Here is a 21,904-nt window from a genome sequence, read left to right as displayed (position 1 = left end):
TTAGACGGTTCCCTTTGTCACCACATAGGGAAGTTTTAACAGAACAACTTGAGAGGAGGCTGTTACAGTTGAATGCGTTAAGAGTACCCAAACGGATGATTGCTTTGTTCGTGCTCCCTTGTTTGCTATTGTATGTAGCGCTGGTTTTTATACCGATTCTTGTTTCCTTTTACAGCGCTATGCTGGATTGGAATGGGATCGGTACATCCAAGTTTATCGGACTGGATAACTTCAAGGAGATTTTTACACAGGATTCGGTCTTTTGGCCCTCTGTTGGAAGAACGCTGCTGTTCGCCTTGTTTTCTATGGCAGAAATTCCAGTCGCTTTATTCGTGGCGATATTGATCAGTCGCTTTGTTCGTAAGCCGAACTTTTGGGTATCAAGCTACTTTTTACCCGTCATTCTGTCGGTTGTAGTTATAGGGCAGCTGTGGAAAACAATTTACAATCCCGCATCGCTCGGCGGAATGCTGAATCAGCTTCTTATAGCCGCCGGTCTCGATCATTGGACTCGCTCATGGCTGACGGACCCGAAGGTTGCGATTTTCTCGCTGTTCTTCGTGGCTCTGTGGCAGTATCTCGGCTACCATGTGCTGATTCAGTTTACCGGCATACAGAACATTCCGGCGGATATTTATGAGGCGGCGCGTATTGACGGCGCAGAAGGTCTGACCGCGGACCGGTACATTACGCTGCCGATGGTGCTGCCGATTTTTAAAATATCGATTGTGCTTTCTGTCATAGGTTCCTTGCAGTCCTTCGACATGATTATGGTTATGACCTCGGGTGGTCCCGCTCATGCGACGGACGTAATTTCCACCCATATGTACAATATGTCCTTTTTATCCATGAAATATGGTTATGGTAGCGCCTTGGCGACCTTCCTCGTTGTGGAGTGTCTGATCGTGACGGTGCTATTAAACGTCGTTTTCCGCTGGCTGGAGAACAAGTATGCTTAATCGAAAGGAGAGCCGATCATGAGCTCCATATCCGGTAGAGTCATCGCCTCGAGTACCGTCAAAGCTCGCCGCAGCCGATTTTCAGTGGGGAAAGGCCTTGTCATGGCGCTGCTGTCCGTACTGTTCGTCACGCAGATCTATCCGCTTGTCTGGCTGCTGCTTTATTCCCTGAAGACGAATGAAGAGATATTAAGCGGCAGCTTCTTCTCTCTTCCACAATCCCCCCAGTGGCACAATTATAAGGATGCCTATGTATCTGGGACTTATTTAAGGTATCTATTCAACAGCTTCTTCGTTACGGTGGTAACCATGCTCGTGGTCATCGTTCTGTGCTCGATGGTTGCCTATGCGATAACCAGGTTTCGGTTCCGGTATGGTAACGCAGTTATGCTGGTCTTTCTGGTAGGGATAATGATCCCACTGCAAGCTACACTGCTGCCCAATATGATTATTTTCAAGCACCTGGGCATATTGAACACCTATCTGGCTTTAATTCTGCCCTACATTTCCTTCTCAACGCCGATTGCTGTATTTGTTCTATCAGGATTTATGAGGTCTCTTCCTGTAGAAATCGAGGAATCCGCCATAATGGACGGTGCAAGCATCACCCGCATGTTCCGCAGCATCATCCTGCCGATCTCTGTCCCTCCTATTATGACGGTATGTATATTAACGTTTATCTCGGTGTGGAATGAGTATATTATGGCAGCGACATTCATTTCATCCCAGAGCCTCAAGACGCTGCCGTTCGGCGTCAACAGCTTTGTCAGCCAATATTCGGTTAACTATGGTGCTATCGGTGCCTTTCTTGTCATGGGGGCTATACCCGTTATCGTCATCTACTTCCTGCTATCGGAGAAAATTACGAAGGGAATGGTTGCCGGAGCGGTCAAGGGATAACTTTGCTCGCTTTTTCCTGCGAGATTCAGCTGGAAGATCTGCTCAAAAGCCGGACCATGTTGTATAGTTAAAGCAGGCTGTTATGCGAAAGGGGACATCATTCGTGCGGCGAGGGCTTCATTCGATCCACAATCGGTTATTTTTCCTTTTTCTCATCTGCATGCTTAGCCTGCTGCTGGTCGTGAGCGGATTGTACTACAAACGATGGACAGACCAGTTTCATCAGAAATTTAGCGACATCGCGCAAAAAAATGTGTATCAGACGGTAGAACTGTTCGATTTGCTGCTGCAAGGGTACAATACGCTGTCCAAATCCATCGCAGGCAATTTGGATATGCAGCGGCTGATAGTGGATGATAGCCATAAGGACCCTGCCTTGAAGGCGATTAACGAAAGGACGATCGTCAATATTTTGGGAGGCTTCTACAATTCGCGCGAGGATATTGTCGGTATCCACGTTATATCCAATACTGGTGCTGTATACAGCTATGGCAGCATGATGAGCGTGATTGACCCCAATTTCGCCGCGGCGTCCTGGTATAAGGAAATCGAGGCATCGACAGGCGAGTTGGTCTGGTTCGGTGTGAAGGAACGTTCGATGATTGACCAGAATGAAAAGCGGTCCGTCTTTGCCTTTGGAAGGCATCTGTATGATTTTCATACCCATCAGCCTATCGGGGTTCTGTTCGTAGAAATGACTCCGAAGCAGGTCCTTTCCGCCTTATCGAATTTAAGTCTCGGCTCGCACAGCGAGGTGTATATGCTGTCCAAGGAAGGCAAAGTGATGGGTTCGAACGGTACGAGTGAGACCGATTCCAAGCTGCTCAAATCACTGGGAGACCATCCGCTACAAGAGCATGAAGTGCTGGTGACGGAGCAATCAGGCATTCTTGTCGTTGCATCCAGACCGGCATTGGCTGACTGGCAATTCGTTAGTCTGACCCCCTCCAAGGACCTGAACGTCGAGCTCGATCAGATGAAGCATTATTTACTGCTCGTCGGGTCCATTCTCGTTGTCGTCGCGACGGTAATGGCTACGCTCGTCTCCAAGTCATTTGCTTCTCCTATGAAGCGGCTCATTCATCAAATGAAGCAGGTCGAGAGAGGGAATTTTCACGGAGTTCTTAACGTAAATTCATATGAAGAAATCAATATATTAGTCGCGTCGTTCAATCAGATGGTCGGTCGTATGGAAGAGCTGATAGGTCGCATTAGAGCGGTTTCCGAAAGCGAGAAAAACGCTCAGCTGCTTGCACTGCAATCCCAGGTCAATCCTCATTTTTTGTACAACACTTTAGATATGATTTACTGGATGCTCGACGAGCAGGAGAATGACCGGTTGGGAAGGGTCGTCTTGTCCTTATCCCACATGTTCCGCTACAGCAGCCACTGGGAAGAAGACTCGGTCGTCACCTTAGGTGAAGAATTGGAGCAGATCGGCCATTACTTAACGATTATTGAGACGCGACTTGACGGCAGGCTGCGTACGGACATTCGTATAGCCGAGAACTGGCATTCTATCCGGCTGCCCAAGATGACGCTGCAGCCTCTCATAGAGAATGCCGTGAAGCATGGCTTAGAGCCGATGCATGAGGCAGGTGTATTGCGGGTCTACGGAGAGTCAACGGATTCGCTTCTACGATTGTACATTGAAGATAATGGGCCGGGGATGGATGAAGAGGCTCTCGAACGGCTCAACAGCTCACTTAGGGAAAGCTTGCCGAACGGAGAACGTACGACACAAGAGTACAATACCGTACCCTCCGCTGCACACATTGAAGGGGCGGCAGTAAAGACTCGGCAAGGTATCGGTCTGCATAATGTGCACCAGCGCCTGCTGCTGATGTTCGGCGAGCCTTATGGTTTGGCTATCCGAAGCCGGATAGGGCAAGGGACAACGATTACAATTACGATTCCTCTAGTAAAGCGTATGGAAGCAGAAAGGGGCAGCCTGCATGAATATTCTGGTGGTCGATGATGAGAAGATCATTCGCGAAGGGGTCAGGCGGGCTATTCAAGCCGGTTATCCTGAATGCCGTGTCTTTTTGGCCGCTTCTCCGGAAGAAGCCATTGAGGTGCTGCAGAGTGAGCATGTAGATGCGGTATTTACCGATATTTTGATGCCTGGCATGACCGGTCTGGAATTAATGAAGCTGTCCCGCCGGAGGCATCCTCATGTCAAATGGATTGTTATCTCCGCTTATTCCGAATTTGCCTACGCTCAAGAAGCAATGAGGCTTGGAGCGCGGGATTATCTGATCAAGCCTATAGGCAAGGAGAAGCTGATCGGACTCATAGCTGCGTTGGAAACTGAGCTGAAGCGAGACAGCCGGCTCACGATGGAGAACCAGCTGCTGAAATCGAATTTGAAATACTTGCGTGAGGCAGTCTTTCAACGCTGGGCGTCCGGTCTGGATATAGGACGGTTTGATATGACGGATCTTACGGAGCGGCATCCGCAGTTTTATCTGGTCATGGTTCGTCTCGAGAGCGCCAACCGAATCCATTTGGAACATTTTATTGTAGACAATGTGTTGTCCGAATTAATGGATAAGCAAGGGCATGGCTTCGTCGTCAGTCTGGACAGCCACAGCCTGCTCGGCTTGGTTACGATGCGTGAGGGAGTGGGGGTAGAGACATTCTCCGCCGAGCTGAAGAGTCATCTTCATCAATGCTTGAAGATCCCTTTTCATCTATCGATGAGTGGTTCATTGAGTGATTTCGGGCGAATTCCCGAGGAGGTTAAGAAGCTCAAGCAGTTCGGTGCCATTCCAGCAGCGAAGCCGGTTGAAAAGGGCGGGGAAAGCTCCATTGACGTCGCTTTGCAGTACATTCGAGCGCATTACGACGCCGATTTGTCATTGGAGAAGGTAGCATCCGTCGTCTTTTTAAACCCCGTGTATTTCAGTCAGCTGTTCAAGCACAAAACCGGTCAGGGCTACAAGGAATATGTGATCCAGCTGCGCATAGAACGGGCAAAGGAGCTGCTGCAGGACCCTTATTTGAAAATCGCCGATGTGGCGGAGCGGGTCGGCTATCAGGATATGCGGCATTTCACCCAGGTATTTCGCAAGAAGCTGACTCTTACACCTACGGAATACCGCAAGCAGTTCGATTGCAGCTCCTAGACAGCAAACAGCCACCGCTCCTCATAGGAAGCCGTGGCTTATTTTCATGTGATCAGGAGCGGCCTGCTCTGCTTTCGTTGTAGCTGGCTATCAAGATGACGGCCTGATCGTCCCCGATGTTAGATACTTTATGCGGTACGCATGCCTGCCAGGTGAAAGTGTCCCCTTCGCTCAAAACAAATTCATCCTCACCTTGGGTTACGAGGAGGGTGCCTTTTAATATAAGGTGGCATTCGACCCCTTCGTGAACGCTTGTTTCCTCCGTCCTTGGAAGCCCCGGCGGAACTTCAATGAGGATAAGCCGCAGACCGCCTTCCTCTCCCAAATGCTCCACCTTTAATTGATCTTTGTAGAAGCTGAAGGTTCGATCCTCTTTACGAACGACTTTCATCCGTTCTTCCTGCTTCAGCAGCAGGAACGCCAATGGTACTTTGAGTACTCCAGCGATAGATTCCAAGGTTGCCAGCGAAGGAGAGGTCTTGTTATTCTCAACCAGGCTCATGAATCCTTGCGAGAGTCCCGTCGCTTCGCACAATTGCCCGATCGTAATGCCTCTTTTTTTACGTATCGCCCGAATCGTCGCCCCAATCTCCATGATTCCATCCCCATTTTTCACCTTAATGTGCTTGCTGCTGCTATCATCTTAGCGAATCGGGCGGTGATTTGCAAAGCATGGACTATTTCTGAGGTACTTCCGGATGCTTAGCTCTGCGAAGGAACAGAGAGAAGAACAGGGCAACGACGGTAATCAGAGTCGCAACCAGAAATGAGTCATTAATCCCGCTGATGGTCGAGTGAGTCGCTGCCAGAGAGTAGATCGTCTGAACCGCTAAGGTACTGCCTGCTTCGACTGCCTGACCCGAAGCCAGAGCGAGCTGCTGCCCGAACTGATTAATATTTTCCGTCAAAATGGGATTGCTCGTTGTGATCTCATTTGAATAATTGCCCAAATGAACTGTGGTTCGGCTCGACATGACGGTAACTAATAGAGCGGTGCCGATGGAGCCTGCGACTTGTCGTGTCGTGTTGGACATGGCTGTTCCATGGCTGCCTAGCTGCCTTGGCAGCTGGTTTAATCCAGCGGTCTGCACGGTCATCATAATCATCGACATCCCGAACATGCGAATCGTGTACAGCAGCATGATGTGATTGTAGGTCGATGTATCGGTCAGCTTACTGAATTCAAGCGTCGTGATTGCGGTAATGATCAAGCCGACAATAGCCAACGGACGGGCTCCCATCCGGTCAAACAGCGCCCCGGAAATAGGGGACATGACCCCCATGATCAAAGCTCCCGGAAGCAGCAGAAGTCCCGATTGCAGCGGTGTAAAACCACGAATATTTTGCAGGTAGATCGGAAGCAGAATCATCGCCCCTAGCATGGCCATATTAACGGCCGCGCCTATGACCGTACTCATAGTGAACACATCATATTTGAACACGCGCAAATCAAGTAAAGGTGTATCGGCGGTTATCTCGCGCCAAATGAATAGGAGCAGGAAGATAATACCGATAAAAAAACTGGCTAAGACAAGCAGGCTCGTCCATCCTTTACTTCCAGCTTCACTGAAACCGTAGAGTAAAGCCCCGAAGCCGACAGTAGAATAAATCGCTCCAGCCGTGTCGAAACGTGGATAGGAAAGCTTAGTTACATTTTTGAGCCATTTGAGTGCCAACAAAATGTCCAGAACTCCTAATGGAATCATGACGTAGAACAAAATGCGCCAAGTGTAGTTCTGAACGACCCATCCTGCTAATGTCGGCCCTATCGCAGGAGCGAAAATCATAACAATCCCCATAGTACCCATAGCTGCTCCCCTTTTCTCAGGAGGGAAAACGGCGAGGAATACATTCGTGATCAGGGGCATGAGTACTCCGGCTCCTATCGCCTGAATGATTCGGCCAATGAGGATAATAGTGAAATTGGGCGATATAGCACAAATCAATGCGCCTACCGTAAAGGCAACCATAGCGAACAGAAACAGAGCACGGGTTCCATACGTCTCAATCAAATATGCGGTGATCGGTATGAGCACTCCATTGACCAACATGTAAGCTGTGGTCAACCATTGTATTGTAGTGGCCGAGACATTGAAGTCGTTCATCATGTGAGGGATTGCCACACTGATAAGCGTTTGGTTCAAGATGGCTACGAAAGCCCCGGCCATTAACACGGTCAGCGTGCGGCCGATCGAGATATTTTCCATAACGGCCCCCTGCTAAATATGAATTCGTACGGATACGTTCATGCCCGGAACGATTGCCAGTCCGTTATAGCTATCCAGTGTAATAGTAACAGGAATGACTTGAGTTACTTTAGTATAGTTGGCATTGCTGTTAGAGGAGGGCAGCAGAGAAAAGGAGCTCGCTGTCGCCAATCCTACTTTGTCTACGTGACCTGTAATCGTAGTCCCGGGAAAGGCATCCGTATACACATCCACGGTTTGTCCCGCTTTAATATTGTTAATTTTCGTTTCTTCAATATTGGCGGTTACCCACAAATGGTTTAGATCAAAGCCTCGGGCCAATGGAGAGCCTGCCGAGACGAAAGAGTTGGGAACAGCGGTTTGCTGAACAATAGTAGCTTCGATCGGTACAGTCAAATCAACCTTAGCAGTACCTGCTGACGGTTGTATGCTGCCCACACGATCGCCAGAACGGTAAGCCTTCCCAACTTGTCCGTTCCATTCAGTCAATTGTCCGGAAGCAACGGCTGCTATTGTTACAGATTGACCCTCGAACTTCGCATTGTCTGTGGTTACGTAGTTTATGGACCGGTTGTAATAGTAGATCGCCGCACCGGCGCCGCCCAAAATGAGGATCAAGACCAAAATATTGATCAAAATTACTTTACTCATCTTCCATTCCTCCATGCATCCATTTTTCTGTACACATTTTCCCCTGTTGGTTCCTTAATTATGCAGTCACTGAGAGTTGGAAATTATTTAAGGCTCATACTTTAACTCTTCATGGGGAAAATTGAATGGAGAAGCATAGGATAGGGAGGATTGAACACACCATGAAAATCTTAGTGGTTTACGATAGCGAGAACGGACATACGGAGGCGTTGGCACGCTCCATCTATGAGGGGGCTAACAGCCATCCGCAGTCAACGGTAAAGCTGCGCCACGTCAGTGAAGCGGACACGAGCGAGCTGGTGGATATGGATGCCATTATATGGGGGTGTCCTGGGCACTTCGGGACCATCAGCTCCGGGATGAAAACCTGGATCGATCAGTTAGGTTACCTGTGGGCGCAAGGGAAGCTAATGGATAAAATCGGTGCTGTGTTTTGTACTACAGCTACCGTGCACGGCGGTATTGAGGCAACCATGCTGAATTTGATTACCCCGATGCTTCATCAGGGGATGATTATTGTGGGTCTGCCAGGTAACATTCCCGAGAATGCTTTGTATGGTTCCTATTACGGGGTTGGAGTTACCTGCCCTGTTGAAGCATCGCGCAATGATCCGCCCAATTTGCCAACGGAGAGAGACCTTGCTTTAGGCCGTGCATTAGGTAAACGGGTTGCAACAATTACTGGAAAAATGAAGCACGACAGGGTGTAGCCATATGCAATATATCATTTTTGGTATTATTGCCGTTGTCGGGCTTGTGTTTCTTATCGTTTATAATTTGAAGGTGGAGTCCAACCGAAAAAAAAGAGAGAGCGAAATGTCCTCTCCAACGCAAGAGCGGATTCCTGAAGCCCCGTCTGAGCCGGTAGTGAGTGTGGAGGCTGCCCCTCCCCAAGCCGTGCCGTCTGCCACACCACCTGCGGTGGCTGCTGTACCGGAGCCCGTCAAGGAAGCGCCTGCAACGGCTGAGCCTGAACCTCCTGATCCCAAAATTAGAAGGGAAAGCAGTCGCGGTGACCATGATTACCGGCAGGCATTAAGAAGTTTTGAGAGCAGCGAAAAGACTAAGGATGATTCAGAGGAAGATAGTTCTAAAACAACCAAAGACAATCAATTTCGTGATGCGCTTCGTTCAATGAATAAGAACGATCAATAAGGAGCCGAAGCTTTCTCCCGGTATAAGCTTGTCTCTATTACAAATATAACAGTCCGGTTTGAAGCCTTAGCACAAACCGGGCTGTTTGCATTCAATTAGGATTAAGAAGGTGTGGGTTATCGTAGTGAAGTAGTATGAACATAGGAAGAGAGGAAGTCAATTGTGCTCGTAAGCGTTCAATGCATTGACGGAATGCGCCAGTGCAGCACCGGCATTGACGGCAGAGGCTACCATGACGGCTTCCACGATTTCTTCCATGGTGCCACCCAGCTTTTTGTATTTTGCTACATGAACGTCAATACAGTAGGGGCAGCCTGTGATGTGTGCAGCTGCAACGGCGATCAGCTCCTTCGTCTTTCGAGGGAGTTGACCCGACGCGAAAGCTTCTTTTTCGAATTGAAAATAGCTGTCTGCGGCGGGAGCGGCCATTTTTCTCAACTCCGTAATACGTCCTAAATACGATTTACGATATAAAACATCATCGGACATGGGGGATCAACCTCATCTCTACAATTTATTTAGATACCTAAGTAAATTGTAATGGATGAAAGACCGGAAATCAAGAAAATAATCCTTTATTTTCCTATATTATTTTGGTTTATCCCTACTTTAATAAATGAGTAGCTTGAATTTATTGCTTCTATATCTAAATAAAAAGAACTCCTGTTCAGGAGTTCAGTCTTTAAAGAAATCCTATTTTCAGAAGAGGGTTAAAGGTGGAGGTGGGGTATTCCCTGGAGGAGCGAAAGCGTTCGCCTTTGTTATCGGGAAATTACCACTAAAAATAAAATTAAAAATTTCCCTATAACAACAGCGACCGGAAGGGGATACCCCACCGGAGTACCACACACTTCTAATCGTCCACGGGTTTCTAAATAAATGAACTCCTATTCAGGAGTTCAAATTGCTCATGACCTTTTGAATCCAAGTTCGCATAATGATAGCCTCATCCGAAGAAAAGCCGCTGCGCATTTTATCCTCACCCTCCAGTACAATAGCCATGCACGGCTGTTCCAGAGCCTTGCCCTGCTCAGTGACATACAAACGTTTGACCCGGGAGTCATTCGGATCTCCGCTGCGCGTAACAAGCTGCTTATGCTCCAGCCCCTTGATTAAATGTGTCATAGAAGCGGGCTGGATGCCGAGCATCTTCTGAATATCGGTTTGCGTAAGCCCGTCCTGTTCCCAAAGCATCATCAGTACGCCCAATTGCGAATTGGTCAGTCCATAAGGCTCCAGACGGCTGTCCAGATAATTGCAAATATCACGGTAAGCCCGTTTCATCCAAAAGCCGAGCAAAGAAGACATATGCTGCTCCATATCATACCTCATTCTAAAAAATGATCAGCTCGGCTTGCCGCCACAGCTGTTGTACATTCAGTGTACATCGGAATGGGGCGGATTCCAATCGATATACAAAGAAACAACCTTGGACCTGCTGGCAGGAACAAGGTTGTTTGTAATGAGAGCAGCCGTTTAGCTGGCTGGAACGATAATTTTCTGACCTGGAAAGATCAGGTTAGGGTTGGTGAGCTGGTTCCATTCCTGAAGCAGGGTCCAGCTAGTGTTATATTGCTGAGCAATTTTCCATAAGGAATCACCGCCTTTTACAATATAAACTCCGGAAACAGCCTGTGCAGCTTGGGCTTCAGCAGGGGCTGGCGCCGCTCCGGACGGGACGGACTCCGAAGCAGCAGAGATGACTTTAATACGGCTGTCTGCGCTTGGCATCACGGAGCCTATTTTCTGCAAGTAAGCGATGACAGATTCCTCAAGAGAAGAGAAATCGTTGGCTAGCTGATAGTCTTTGAACATTGTATATTGATCTCCTCCGGCTGCCATGAAGTCGTTTGTTGCCAGAATATAAGTTTTCTCAAGGTCGATAGGCTGACCCTTTACTAAGACATTGCTAACGCGACTACCGGAAGGTTTCCCGGCGTCGAGTGTGAAAGTAATGCCGCCTACATGCGGGAATCCTCCGAGTGGCTCTGGATAGGAGGATACTCCCAGCTCAAGCGCGGAGACAATGTCGGCGCCTTTGACCTTTTTCGTCTGGATGTAGTTGCCGAAAGGGAGCACCGTAATAACTTGGCCTTTAGTGATCGGTCCGGCCTCGATTGATGCTCGGATTCCACCGCCGTTGGTCAAGGCAATGTCGGCGCCGGTTTCATCCAGCATGGCATCCGTTATCAGATTGCCCAAATTGGATTCGCCAACACGGACAACCTCGCGCTCACCTATCAGCTTCATCGCCGTAGAGCCTACAACCTGGGATAACATGCTATCCTGGCCTTTTTTAATATCGCTCACAATCTTATCCACGGCAGGGTCAGCCTGAATATTATCGGTGGCAGGCTTCATAATGAGGCTTGCCGATTTGCTTTTGATTTTCGTCCCATCCAGTGCGATATCTACTTTACCGATATTTTTGCTGTACTCGCCGGTTTGCGCGATAAGAGCGCCGCCGACCGTCATACCCTTTTCCAAGGTAGAGTGACTGTGTCCATCGATAATGACGTCAATACCGGGCACCTGCTCAGCCACCTTGATACTTGTATCAACGCTAGATTGATCTATTCCTAAATGAGCCAGGGCAATGACAATGTCGGCCTTGCCTTTAAGCTCGGCTACCATCGCTTTGGCTTCCGTTACCGGATCGGCAAATGTGATGCCTTTGACATTATTCGGATGGGTCTTATAAGCCGTTTCCGGTGTAGTCAGACCGAATATACCGACTTTTACTCCTGCTACATCCTTGATGATATAAGGCTTTAGCAGACGGGAACCGTCGGCTTTTTTCACATTGGCGGAGATGATGGGGAATTGAGCCTTTCCGCTTAGCTCCACAAGTCGATCGCTGCCATAGTTGAAGTCATGATTTCCTGGCTCCATGGCATCGAAGCCGATACTGTTCATGATCTTGACGATGCTCTCACCGCGCTCTAGATTTGCTATGGTCTGACCGTGGAACGTATCTCCGGCATCCAGTACCAGCGTGTTCGGATTGGCTGCTCTTTGCTGCTTGATCATCGTTGCCAGCTTGGCATAGCCAATACCTTCCTTGCTTTCTTCAACTCGGCTGTGAATATCATTCGTATGCAGGATCGTGATCGTCTTCGTCCCGTTCGGTACGTCTGCCGCTGCTGCCGGGACCATGGATGAAGTGCTCATGAATAAGGCCAACATCATCGAAAGCCATGCTGCGCTTTTTTTCATACTTGCCCTCCTTGGATTACCTAATTAATTTGTCCATCGCATTGTAACAGCCGAGTGTTAATGGACAAACAAATTCATGTTAATTTATGGTAAATAAGGGGGGAGGACAGCCAGATCAAGAGGGGGTTACTTAAGCTTCAGCATGCCGTTTTTTCCTGCGGATGCTTTGTGCCCGCAGTGATTTGATGGATAGTGTAATGCCGGTTAAAGTAAGGAAGATCATGGCTACAGCCGTCAAGTCAGCGAGCCATTTCACATTGGTTTGACCGATTCTGCCCTCATGAAGCCCTTTGATAATCCCCATAACGCTGCTGCCTGCTCCTTTTTCTCCACCTTTAAAGGCCTGCCGGTTATTATTGCCCGAGGCGCCAGCAGCATCCGTATCAGCATTGCGGGAGGGTACCGTCTGTCCCGCATCTCTAGCAGCTTGACCGGATTGCACTCCATCTTGTCCGCCAGGCACAGTTTGTGTAATGGCTTGAGGAGCCCTCATCTCCATGCTTTCTGATCCAAGCAACCACCGCTCGGATAACAGTAACCCTGTAACCGATTCGATCAAAATAAAAATAGAACAGATCAATCCAATCCATAAATGCAGTTGCCTCGTTCGCCTCATAAGAAATTCACCTTTTCTGAAATTTTTATCATTTGATGATCTGCTTGCATTATAAGACTCTTTTATGAAATGGGACTGAACAACAACTGAAAGTCTCCTGAAAGCAAAAAAAAGCAGCCCCTTGCGCGTAAACGCTGGGACTGCTCTGTCTTTATGAATGCTGCGATAACCTGACTCTGTATTACAACTCGAAGGAGCTTTTGAGCGATACAATCCGGTTATAGACGAGCTTGTCGTCTTGGGTCAGCTTAGGATCAATATTAAAGTAGCCATGGCGGAAAATTTGGAATTTGTCCTGCGGCTTGGCGTCTTTCATGTTTGGCTCTACGAATCCTTGAACCACCTCAAGTGAATTCGGATTAATATGCTCCATGAAATTGTCGCTATCGCCTTTTTCCTCATCCAAGATCAACGGTTCGAACAAATGAAATTCAGCAGGAAGCGCATGAGCCGCATCAACCCAATGAATCGTTCCTTTTACTTTACGGCCGGTAAAGCCGCTGCCGCTCTTCGTTTCTTGATCGTAAGTGCAATGGATTTCGACCACGTTGCCGTCCGCATCCTTCACGAAGTCGTTGCATTTGATGAAATAAGCATGCTTCAGACGTACTTCATTGCCAGGGAACAAACGGAAATATTTGTTAGGCGGGTTCTCCATGAAGTCGTCTTGCTCAATATAAATTTCACGGGAGAACGGAATTTGGCGCGTGCCCATTTCCGGATTCTCCGGGTTAATCTCTGCGTCGAGCATCTCGACCCGGCCCTCAGGGTAGTTCGTAATAACGACCTTCAGAGGACGAAGTACGGCCATTGTACGAGGCGCCTTCAGCTTCAAGTCTTCACGGATAAAATGCTCCAGCATCCGCTCATCCGCTACGCTGTAGCTCTTGGCTACGCCGGTTTCGCGAACGAAGCTGCGGATCGATTCCGGCGTAAAGCCTTTACGGCGCAGGCCGCTGATCGTAGGCATCCGCGGGTCGTCCCAGCCGTCAACGATGTGCTGGTCTACAAGTTGCTTCAAGAAGCGCTTGCTCATTACGGTGTTCGTAATGTTCAGTCGAGCAAATTCGTATTGCTTCGGTTGGTGCTCCATCTCGCATTCGGATACAACCCAATCGTAGAATGGACGTTGATCCTCGAACTCCAGCGTACAAATCGAGTGAGTAACTCCCTCGATAGCATCCTCCAGCGGGTGCGCGAAGGCGTACATCGGGTAGATGCACCATTTGTCACCGGTATTATGGTGAGTCACGTGGGCAATGCGGTAAATGACCGGGTCACGCAAATTAATGTTCGGCGAGCTCATGTCGATTTTGGCGCGCAGCACCTTTTCGCCATCCTTGAATTCTCCGTTACGCATACGCTCGAACAGATCGAGATTTTCCTCGACGGTTCTGCCGCGATGCGGGCTATCTTGTCCCGGCTGAGTCAAGGTGCCCCGGGTAATACGGATTTCATCCGCAGATTGGTCGTCTACGAACGCCAGCCCTTTCTTAATCAACAGTACCGCGCGGCGGTACATTTCTTCGAAATAGTCCGATGCAAAGAACAAGTTGTCCCACTCAAAACCGAGCCAAGCAACGTCCTCTTTGATGGCCTCGACATATTCGGTATCTTCTTTAACCGGATTCGTGTCGTCAAAACGAAGGTTGGTCTTGCCCTTGAACTCGTCAGCGAGCTCAAAGTTAAGACAGATGGACTTGGCATGTCCGATGTGCAAATAACCGTTCGGTTCAGGAGGGAAACGGGTTAATATGTAGTCGACTTTGCCGGATTTCAAGTCTTCCGTAACGATGTTTTTAATAAAATTAGATGATGCAGACGGGTTCTCCAACAGAATCAACCTTTCTTGCGTAATAGTTTATCTTAATATAATACACAAAATCGCGTTGAAATATAATGGTCTTCCTCTAAAACTATGATTTTTTGGGAGTTTGCCCTCCTAAGAAATAACGCCTGACAGGATGCTGAATGCCAAAAATCCCTCCCTTTGGCGGTAAAAGCCGGGTGGAGGGATTTTTTAACCTAAAGGCAGCCGTTCTTCGACTGCAGCCGAAACATTAGATGAATCAGGATAGCACATAAACCTTTACATTTTTTTTCACGCCGAAATTAACGGCTTGCTTCAAATCATCCATGAATACGTCGATTCTAGCTCCCCGGACAGCAGAACCGGTGTCCTCGGCCGTACGAATACCAATTCCATCAATGAATACCATGGATCCGATAGGGATGACGGCAGGATCTACTGCAATGGTCCTGCCTTCTTCGGCTTTGCTTCCACTGTACGTAATGCCGTAAGAAGCGCTCGAAGGCTCTTTACCGGTTGATTCCTTTCCGGCTGTGTACGCTGTCAGGGTGGAACTCAGAACCTGCTTAATCACCTTTTGTTGACCGTCTGGCAGTGGAAGGACCGAATCGGTAGAAGGGATTTGCAGCTTTTGGCCAATAGAGAGAATATGGGGGTCGCTAATATTGTTTTCAACCATTATAGACGTTATGGTGGTGCCAAAATCACGGGCAATCTTATACAAGGTATCACCCGAGTTCACCTGATAGAAAAGAGGCTCGGGAGCGGATAGCTCCTGGACTGCTGGCTGGGTATCAGGCTCAGGCGAAGCCAACGAATAGTAATAGGGTACGGAATAAGCCTCAATCATATCGGATCCATCGTCCAGTACATGATAGGCGTATACCTTAGCGGTCAAGGTCAAGTTTATCAGCAGCACCATAGGGAGCAGCAGAGTAATGCTCAAGCTTTTACGGAACATGAATCTTATCCTCCTTTGGATGAAAAACGATAGAATGGATTTCTAGTAACTAGATTTACCGAATTTGCTAGATTCTAAACCTTACCCATTTTTTCTGATTTGAATGATTTGCATATTTTCACCGATGGTGTATGGTTAAGGTATTAGTAAATGTTGGTTAATTAATGCGGCGAAGGATTGGACCGCACACAGCGCGGACACTAATAATTGGATATTATAGTTTGGATGAGATCGTATCCTGAGGTGAGGGAATCATGCATTTTTGGACAATAAACATTTGGAAGACGCTGAACGATTGGATTCCCGTCATCAATTTGTTATTTGCAGCGGCCATTATTTTTTTGGAAAGGCGCAATGTAGGGGTTACTTGGGCGTGGCTCATGGTGCTGCTGCTGCTGCCGGTTGTTGGATTTATTCTGTATATTTTTCTTGGGCAAAATTTAGCAAGGCAAAAGGTGTACCGCAATCGTCCAAAGCTGGAGAGAAGGGTTAGGGAGGAAATGAAGGGGCAGGCGCAGAGCTTGCATAATAATACGTTTCCGTTTCATGATCCTTCGGTCCGAGATTATCAGCGTTTGATTTATATGAACCTTATTAGCGGGTACTCCCCTCTGACACAGAACAATGAAGTGACGTTGTTTACTGTCGGGGTGGAGAAATTCGAAGCGCTGCTTGAGGAGATTAGCCGTGCCGAGAGGCACATTCATTTGCTTTATTACAAAATAGGCAACGACGAAACCGGAATACGGTTAATTGAGGCTCTGGCACGGAAGGCGGAGGAGGGCGTCAAGGTACGTCTGCTGTATGACCATATAGGGTCTTTGGGAATCAAAAAAAAGATTTTCCAGAGGTTGATAGCCGCGGGCGGGCAGGCGCTTCCTTTCTTCCCTTCCAAAATTCCTTACCTGAACTTCCGCCTCAATTACCGTAATCACCGCAAAATCGTTGTTATTGATGGCCGAACCGGGTTTATAGGAGGCTTTAATATTGGCAATGAATATTTGGGGATGGATCGTCATATCGGGTATTGGCGCGATACGCATTTGATGCTCAGGGGAGATGCCGTTCATAGGCTGCAGGTTCAGTTTTTGCTTGATTGGGGGGTTGCCTCCAATGAAAGCTCGATATCGGAGCCCTCATTCTTTCCAGTTATGCGCGATACTGCCCAAACGGCGGTGCAAATCATCACCAGCGGGCCGAGCTCGGAGACGCAGCGGATTAAGAACGGCTTTATCAAGTTTATTTTTGAAGCCCAGAAGAGGATTTACATTCAAACTCCTTATTTCATTCCGGACGATAGCGTACTCAATGCGTTAAAAATCGCCACGTTATCCGGGATCGACGTACGCATCATGATTCCGCTCAAGGGTGACCATCGCCTCGTACACTTGGCTTCTTACGCGTATCTGGTGGAACTTCTGCGCGCTGGGGCTAGCTGCTACTTGTATGACAAAGGTTTTTTGCATGCAAAGACGATGGTGATCGACGGTCAGGCGGCGTCGGTAGGAACGGCCAATATGGATCGGCGCAGTCTAGAGCTCAATTTTGAGATCAACGCGTTTCTATTCGATCCCGAAGTGGCGACCCGTCTTGAGCATATATTCGAGCAGGACATTCGTTACTGCCAGCTGCTTACTTGGGAAAATTACAACAAGCGGTCGCTGCTTACCCGTGCTGCAGAATCGATGGCCAGGTTGATTTCTCCAATTTTATAATTGAAAAGGAAAAGGATTCCAGTATACAATAGGAGCGGCAATGATGGTGAGGTGCCTATGATACAAATTGGACTTGCTGGTTGGGGGGATCACGATGACCTATATGGGGAGGGAACCTCAAGCCGGGATAAATTGAAGGTGTACAGCCGCCATTTTCCGATTGTCGAAGTGGACAGCTCTTTCTATGCAGTTCAGGCGGAAACGACCTATGAGAGATGGGTTAATGAAACGCCGGATGACTTCGGTTTCATTATTAAAGCTTACCAAGGCATGACAGGACATCTGCGGGGGAAAAGTCCGTTCAGCGACGAATCCACGATGTTCCAGGCATTTGTTGATTCTATACGCCCCGTACAAGCTGCGGGCAAGCTGAAGACGGTCTTGTTCCAATACCCGCCCTGGTTCGACTGCACGCGTGCTAATGTACAGAAGCTCCGCGAAACGAAGCGGCGAATGGGAGAGATTCCGGTTGCACTGGAGTTTCGGCACCAAAGCTGGTTTACTCCTGAGCTGAAGGAAAAGACGCTGTCCTATATGGAAAACGAAGGCTGGATGCATAGTATTTGCGACGAGCCGCAAGCTGGCACAGGGTCTGTCCCGACGGTACTGCATCCTACGGTTCGTTCCATGACGATGGTAAGATTTCATGGACGCAACATGGAAGGATGGAATCAGGGAGGGGCCTCCGATTGGCGGGAGGTCCGTTATTTGTACCGTTATTCCCGCGATGAGCTCATGGAATGGAAGCAGAACCTAGAGCGGCTGCAACTGGAGTCCGATGAGATTTGCGTGATTTTTAATAACAATTCCGGCGGTGATGCAGCCGGCAACGCCAAACAATTAATGGAGCTGCTCGGCATGCAGCCGAAGGAGAACGCTCCGAAGCAGCTGGACTTATTTTGAACAGGGAGAGTGTTAAAGAGCAATGAATCCCCGCTTGGTACATGAGAATGAAACTACATTATTCATCGTAAGTGCTTGCATCAGTGTGTTAATTTATCTCAGCTTGATATTTTCCGTTATCGGAATACCGTATTTGCTGATAGGCCTTGTCGTATCACTCCTACTGCATGGGTTGATGCTCGCAAGCATTCGCAGCTCCGGCGTGAAGCTATCCGAGCGACAGTTCCCTCTTGTGCATGAAAGAGTGCATTCGTTGTGCAGCCAGATGGGGATAACCAAAGTTCCCGACGTCTTTGTAGTCCAATCGGGAGGAATCTTGAATGCATTCGCAGCGCGCTTCTTAGGTAGAAATTTTGTGATCTTGTATTCCGATATCTTTGAATTGATTGAGCAGGGGAACGACGAGGAGCTGACCTTTGTTATTGCTCATGAGCTTGCTCACATTCAGAGAAAGCATATGACCAAGCATATGCTGATATGGCCAGCCATGTGGATTCCTTTTCTCGGGAATGCCTATTCCCGGGCTTGCGAATATACGTGCGATCGTATGGCAACGGCATACACGGGCAATGCGAATGCGGCGGTTCGTGCGTTGACCGTGCTGGCTATAGGCAAGCAGCTGTTCACCCGAGTTAATATTAGCGAGTATTTGGAGCAGAGTGCTAGGGAGCGGGGCTTTTTCATTGCATGGTTCGAGCTTTTGTCGACGCACCCTCCGCTTCCAAAGCGGATTAATGAGATAGGACGATTTCATGCACACCCTTATTTGTTCGGGTATAACTCTAATCAGTTTGAATCAGTGGAGGGCACATCCGCTTTATAGCCTGATCTTATCCTTTAGCCTATTGATCTCGGCATAAAATGCCTCCCTTTGTCCCATAGTAAGCAAGGAATGAAAACTATGACTTAAGGAGGCACTTCCTATGACCAAGGATTCTAGTCTGCAATCGCAAAACCCAATCTCCCAAGCGCAAAACTCCGTACATACCGCGCATCATGCGGTGACGCAAGCGCAAAGCCATCCTAGCGAGCAGCTGATTGAACAGGCTCAAACGGCGGTAGAGCGGGCGGAACGTGCCGTGGATCAAGCAGGTCTAAGCTATAACCAGCAGGCTGTGGAGGAAGCTAAGGCGGATCTGGCGGAAGACCAGGCAGCCTTGCAGAGCTTGACTCCTATGGAAAGCCCGGAGGAGACCGAAACAAGATGAGCTGATTGCTCAAACATAGAAAGGCATGAAGACCTGTCGCTGTTCACCCGCGTGCAGGTCTTTTTGTTGTGGCGGACTTCCATTATGTCCTTCGTGCTTTTCCGAAGGTTCGTATGCTACAATATAGGGAACAATTTACATAGGAGCGCTTATTACGAATGGAGGAGATTAGGATGATCGAGCCTCAATTGGAGCTGGTGCTTGACCTTAAGGCTACTTTAGGGGAGGGGCCCTGCTGGGATCAACAGAGCGGAACGTTGTATTGGGTTGATATTAAGCAAAACCAGGTGCATGCCTACGATCCAAAGCAAGGGACGAACCGAACGATAACACTTGATCAAATGGTTGGCGCAGCGGTACCTAGAGCGGACGGAGGGCTGGTACTGGCGCTGCAGCACGGGTTTCATTTGCTCAACTGGGAGACAGGTCAGCTAACATTCATTACCGATCCTGAGGAAGATAAGCCGGACAATCGGTTTAACGATGGCAAGTGCGATGCCGCAGGCCGATTCTGGGCCGGTACGCTCAGCTTCGAGGAGAAGGAGCCCGTAGCGGCGCTGTATGTGCTGGAGAAGGATCGAAAGGTTCGCAAGGTGCTTGATGGGATTACGGTGTCTAACGGACTCGGATGGAGTTCCGACGGACATACGATGTACTATATCGATTCGCCGACGAGAAAAATTGTCGCTTACGATTACGATGTGGCTACAGGGAGCTTGAATCATGCTCGAACCGTTGTGACGCTGCCTGAGGGAGGCGGCTTCCCAGATGGGATGACGGTCGATGCGGAGGGGATGCTGTGGGTAGCTCAGTGGGACGGCTGGCAGGTTTCCCGCTGGAATCCGCACACAGGAGAGCAGATCGGCGTGATCCCGGTACCGACGGCTCGGGTCACCTCCTGCACCTTCGGTGGGGAAAATTACGACGAATTGTACATCACTACGGCGCGAACAGGGCTTACAGAGGAAGATCTAGTGAAGCAGCCGCATGCCGGTGGTGTATTTCGGATTAAGCCGGGCGCAGTGGGACTGCGAACTGCTATGTACGGTGGGTAAAGTGGCCGCAAGGAGCTGAATAATTTATGATCCAACCTCTAATCGACTTGGTGGAGCAGCAGCTGCTGCCACAGCTGAATATCGAAAGTGTGTACCCTCACGATCCTATCGTGGTGCATCATGTGCCGAAGCCTTGGAAGCTGCTTGGTGCCGGCAATTATGCTGCGGTGGTGAGCCATCCCGATTTCAGCGATATGGCGGTCAAAGTGTATGCCCCCGGTCGTCCGGGGCTAGAGGATGAAACGGAGGTATACCGGCTCCTAGGCAAGCACCCGGCCTATTCGGAATGCTACCACACCGGGGAATGTTATTTGATCCTGCGGAGATTGAGCGGAATAACGTTGTACAACTGCATTCTGCGCGGCATTCCGATACCCAGGAGAGTTATCGATGATATCGATTCAGCGCTCGATTACGCACGACGCAAGGGGTTGAATCCCCACGATGTTCACGGCAAAAATGTGATGCTTAAAGACGGACGAGGCATTGTAGTCGATGTGTCTGATTTCTTGAAAGAGGAATCTTGCAGCATGTGGGATGATCTGAAGACCGCGTATGATCGCTTTTATTTCCCGGTGCTGCACCATATGCCGGTTCCGGAGTTTTTGCTGACTGCGGTGAGAAAGGGGTACCGCTGGTTTAATGACCATGGACGGACGGGCTCTGACTCATAAACTTCTTCTTGTTGACCGTGAAGCATGCGCTTTTGGTCTGTAAGCCTATAAACCCCCTTCTTTAGGAACAACAAAGACAGGGGGTTTTGTGCTGTCCGAGGACAGCATTGTTTTACGGTGAAGGCTTTCCCGAGGCAGGAGCACTGTTGGCAGGTGAGCTTGGAACGGTTGCGCCGTTGGCAGGAATCGGACGCTCTCCTTGCATCGCAGGCTGCCCGTTTGGCCGCTGCATAGGACCCTTATCTTTATGTACCATCTGCCCACCCAAATGTCCTGTATAGGCAACAAGAAGGACACCGATGAAGGCGGCAGCCAAGTAGGCCGGCTTTCTGCCTGTTTCCGCTTTTTTCTTCCAATGGATCCAAAGACGTATTGCAGATAAAATAATGAACAGCACCATCGTTATTTTCCCATACAGCTCGTGCTTTTGCACAGCGGGATTCGGCATATCCGGCCCGGTCCATACCGAGGCGATCACTCCAAGCGTTCCGACGAATAAGCACAGGACGGCCGCCGTGTGCCAGTCCTTCTTTTTCAAGGCGATGGCTAGAATATCGAATACAAAGCTGAAAATCAACATGGCAATCGGGATATGAATAAAAATAAAATGCAGGTTTTTGAAAATATAAGCCATGCTTATCATCCTTTCGTGTTATAAACTGCTTGGCTAATCTTACTTTTTAGAAAAGCAATGAAGAGCTATGAATAAAGGCGTCACCCTCTTTTCCGCATAAATGAGAAGTTCT

At 48.8% G+C, this 21,904-nt stretch carries 22 protein-coding genes; 12 read left to right on the top strand and 10 right to left on the bottom strand.

Translation table 11 applies throughout. The annotated features are described in order from the left end of the window. Nucleotides 1–68 precede the first annotated feature (68 nt). From BP97_RS0123740 to BP97_RS0123725, 4 genes are all read left to right on the top strand, one after another. Nucleotides 69–959 carry a carbohydrate ABC transporter permease gene (locus tag BP97_RS0123740; protein WP_028551360.1) on the top strand — a complete coding sequence of 297 codons (891 nt, stop codon included), beginning with the start codon at nt 69–71 and terminating at the stop codon, nt 957–959. 102 nt (nt 960–1,061) lie between these two features. Beyond that, complete coding sequence (locus tag BP97_RS0123735; protein ID WP_051620924.1) at nt 1,062–1,859, top strand: carbohydrate ABC transporter permease; 798 nt, start codon at nt 1,062–1,064, stop codon at nt 1,857–1,859. A gap of 103 nt (nt 1,860–1,962) precedes the next feature. Next, the gene (locus BP97_RS0123730; protein WP_028551358.1) at nt 1,963–3,837 is read left to right on the top strand and encodes a cache domain-containing sensor histidine kinase; all 1,875 of its coding nucleotides are present in this window, start codon (nt 1,963–1,965) and stop codon (nt 3,835–3,837) included. Next, a complete protein-coding gene (locus BP97_RS0123725; protein ID WP_028551357.1) occupies nt 3,815–4,987 on the top strand; it encodes a response regulator in 1,173 nt (390 codons plus the stop codon). Before BP97_RS0123730 ends, BP97_RS0123725 begins: the two co-directional genes overlap by 23 nt. Nucleotides 4,988–5,039: 52 nt before the next feature. Here BP97_RS0123725 and BP97_RS0123720 read toward each other — a convergent pair whose 3' ends face one another. The 3 genes from BP97_RS0123720 to BP97_RS0123710 all read right to left on the bottom strand — a co-directional run bounded on the left by BP97_RS0123720 (nt 5,040) and on the right by BP97_RS0123710 (nt 7,845). Then, nucleotides 5,040–5,582 (bottom strand): helix-turn-helix domain-containing protein, encoded by a 543-nt coding sequence (locus BP97_RS0123720; RefSeq protein WP_028551356.1) that lies wholly within the window; start codon nt 5,580–5,582, stop codon nt 5,040–5,042. Nucleotides 5,583–5,664: 82 nt separating this feature from the next. Further along, a complete protein-coding gene (locus BP97_RS0123715) occupies nt 5,665–7,194 on the bottom strand; it encodes a DHA2 family efflux MFS transporter permease subunit (RefSeq protein ID WP_028551355.1) in 1,530 nt (509 codons plus the stop codon). 12 nt (nt 7,195–7,206) lie between these two features. Further along, on the bottom strand, nt 7,207–7,845 hold the full coding sequence (locus BP97_RS0123710) for an HlyD family secretion protein (RefSeq protein ID WP_036746423.1): 639 nt from the start codon (nt 7,843–7,845) through the stop codon (nt 7,207–7,209). A gap of 161 nt (nt 7,846–8,006) precedes the next feature. Between BP97_RS0123710 and BP97_RS0123705 the strand changes: the two genes are divergently transcribed. Together BP97_RS0123705 and BP97_RS0123700 are read left to right on the top strand one after the other, a co-directional pair. Further along, nucleotides 8,007–8,555 carry an NAD(P)H-dependent oxidoreductase gene (locus BP97_RS0123705; protein ID WP_028551353.1) on the top strand — a complete coding sequence of 183 codons (549 nt, stop codon included), beginning with the start codon at nt 8,007–8,009 and terminating at the stop codon, nt 8,553–8,555. A gap of 4 nt (nt 8,556–8,559) precedes the next feature. Next, nucleotides 8,560–9,000 (top strand): hypothetical protein, encoded by a 441-nt coding sequence (locus BP97_RS0123700; protein WP_028551352.1) that lies wholly within the window; start codon nt 8,560–8,562, stop codon nt 8,998–9,000. Between the two features lie 156 nt (nt 9,001–9,156). Here BP97_RS0123700 and BP97_RS0123695 read toward each other — a convergent pair whose 3' ends face one another. The 6 genes from BP97_RS0123695 to BP97_RS0123670 all read right to left on the bottom strand — a co-directional run bounded on the left by BP97_RS0123695 (nt 9,157) and on the right by BP97_RS0123670 (nt 15,603). Next, nucleotides 9,157–9,489 carry a carboxymuconolactone decarboxylase family protein gene (locus tag BP97_RS0123695; protein WP_028551351.1) on the bottom strand — a complete coding sequence of 111 codons (333 nt, stop codon included), beginning with the start codon at nt 9,487–9,489 and terminating at the stop codon, nt 9,157–9,159. Between the two features lie 402 nt (nt 9,490–9,891). Beyond that, nucleotides 9,892–10,320 carry a MarR family winged helix-turn-helix transcriptional regulator gene (locus BP97_RS0123690; RefSeq protein ID WP_028551350.1) on the bottom strand — a complete coding sequence of 143 codons (429 nt, stop codon included), beginning with the start codon at nt 10,318–10,320 and terminating at the stop codon, nt 9,892–9,894. Between the two features lie 156 nt (nt 10,321–10,476). Then, nucleotides 10,477–12,216 (bottom strand): 5'-nucleotidase C-terminal domain-containing protein, encoded by a 1,740-nt coding sequence (locus tag BP97_RS0123685; RefSeq protein WP_028551349.1) that lies wholly within the window; start codon nt 12,214–12,216, stop codon nt 10,477–10,479. A 130-nt stretch (nt 12,217–12,346) separates the two neighbouring features. Next, complete coding sequence (locus BP97_RS0123680; protein WP_269321924.1) at nt 12,347–13,045, bottom strand: PepSY-associated TM helix domain-containing protein; 699 nt, start codon at nt 13,043–13,045, stop codon at nt 12,347–12,349. Then, the gene (locus BP97_RS0123675) at nt 13,014–14,666 is read right to left on the bottom strand and encodes a glutamine--tRNA ligase/YqeY domain fusion protein (protein WP_028551347.1); all 1,653 of its coding nucleotides are present in this window, start codon (nt 14,664–14,666) and stop codon (nt 13,014–13,016) included. Before BP97_RS0123675 ends, BP97_RS0123680 begins: the two co-directional genes overlap by 32 nt. Before the next feature lie 235 nt (nt 14,667–14,901). Beyond that, the gene (locus BP97_RS0123670) at nt 14,902–15,603 is read right to left on the bottom strand and encodes a 3D domain-containing protein (protein WP_051620919.1); all 702 of its coding nucleotides are present in this window, start codon (nt 15,601–15,603) and stop codon (nt 14,902–14,904) included. A 254-nt stretch (nt 15,604–15,857) separates the two neighbouring features. Here BP97_RS0123670 and cls point away from each other — a divergent pair, with 254 nt between their 5' ends. The 6 genes from cls to BP97_RS37230 all read left to right on the top strand — a co-directional run bounded on the left by cls (nt 15,858) and on the right by BP97_RS37230 (nt 21,158). Further along, nucleotides 15,858–17,318, top strand: coding sequence for a cardiolipin synthase (cls, locus tag BP97_RS0123665; RefSeq protein WP_081824328.1), 1,461 nt, complete (start codon nt 15,858–15,860; stop codon nt 17,316–17,318). A gap of 57 nt (nt 17,319–17,375) precedes the next feature. Beyond that, entirely contained in the window at nt 17,376–18,221 is an 846-nt protein-coding gene (locus BP97_RS0123660) for a DUF72 domain-containing protein (RefSeq protein WP_028551344.1), read from the top strand. A gap of 22 nt (nt 18,222–18,243) precedes the next feature. Then, entirely contained in the window at nt 18,244–19,044 is an 801-nt protein-coding gene (locus BP97_RS0123655) for a M48 family metallopeptidase (RefSeq protein WP_028551343.1), read from the top strand. Between the two features lie 100 nt (nt 19,045–19,144). Then, on the top strand, nt 19,145–19,429 hold the full coding sequence (locus BP97_RS0123650; protein ID WP_028551342.1) for a hypothetical protein: 285 nt from the start codon (nt 19,145–19,147) through the stop codon (nt 19,427–19,429). Between the two features lie 173 nt (nt 19,430–19,602). Beyond that, nucleotides 19,603–20,484, top strand: coding sequence for an SMP-30/gluconolactonase/LRE family protein (locus BP97_RS0123645; protein ID WP_036746422.1), 882 nt, complete (start codon nt 19,603–19,605; stop codon nt 20,482–20,484). A gap of 26 nt (nt 20,485–20,510) precedes the next feature. Further along, nucleotides 20,511–21,158, top strand: a complete 648-nt coding sequence (locus BP97_RS37230; RefSeq protein ID WP_051620917.1) for a serine/threonine-protein kinase — start codon at nt 20,511–20,513, stop codon at nt 21,156–21,158. A 112-nt stretch (nt 21,159–21,270) separates the two neighbouring features. Here the strand turns inward: BP97_RS37230 and BP97_RS39065 are convergent, their stop codons facing one another. Further along, a complete protein-coding gene (locus BP97_RS39065) occupies nt 21,271–21,792 on the bottom strand; it encodes a DUF2231 domain-containing protein (RefSeq protein ID WP_028551340.1) in 522 nt (173 codons plus the stop codon). Nucleotides 21,793–21,904: the final 112 nt, after the last annotated feature.

This window comes from Paenibacillus sp. UNC451MF (assembly GCF_000686845.1).
Taxonomy (GTDB): Bacteria; Bacillota; Bacilli; order Paenibacillales; family NBRC-103111; genus Paenibacillus_S.
This window is presented reverse-complemented; position numbering and strand designations above follow the sequence as displayed.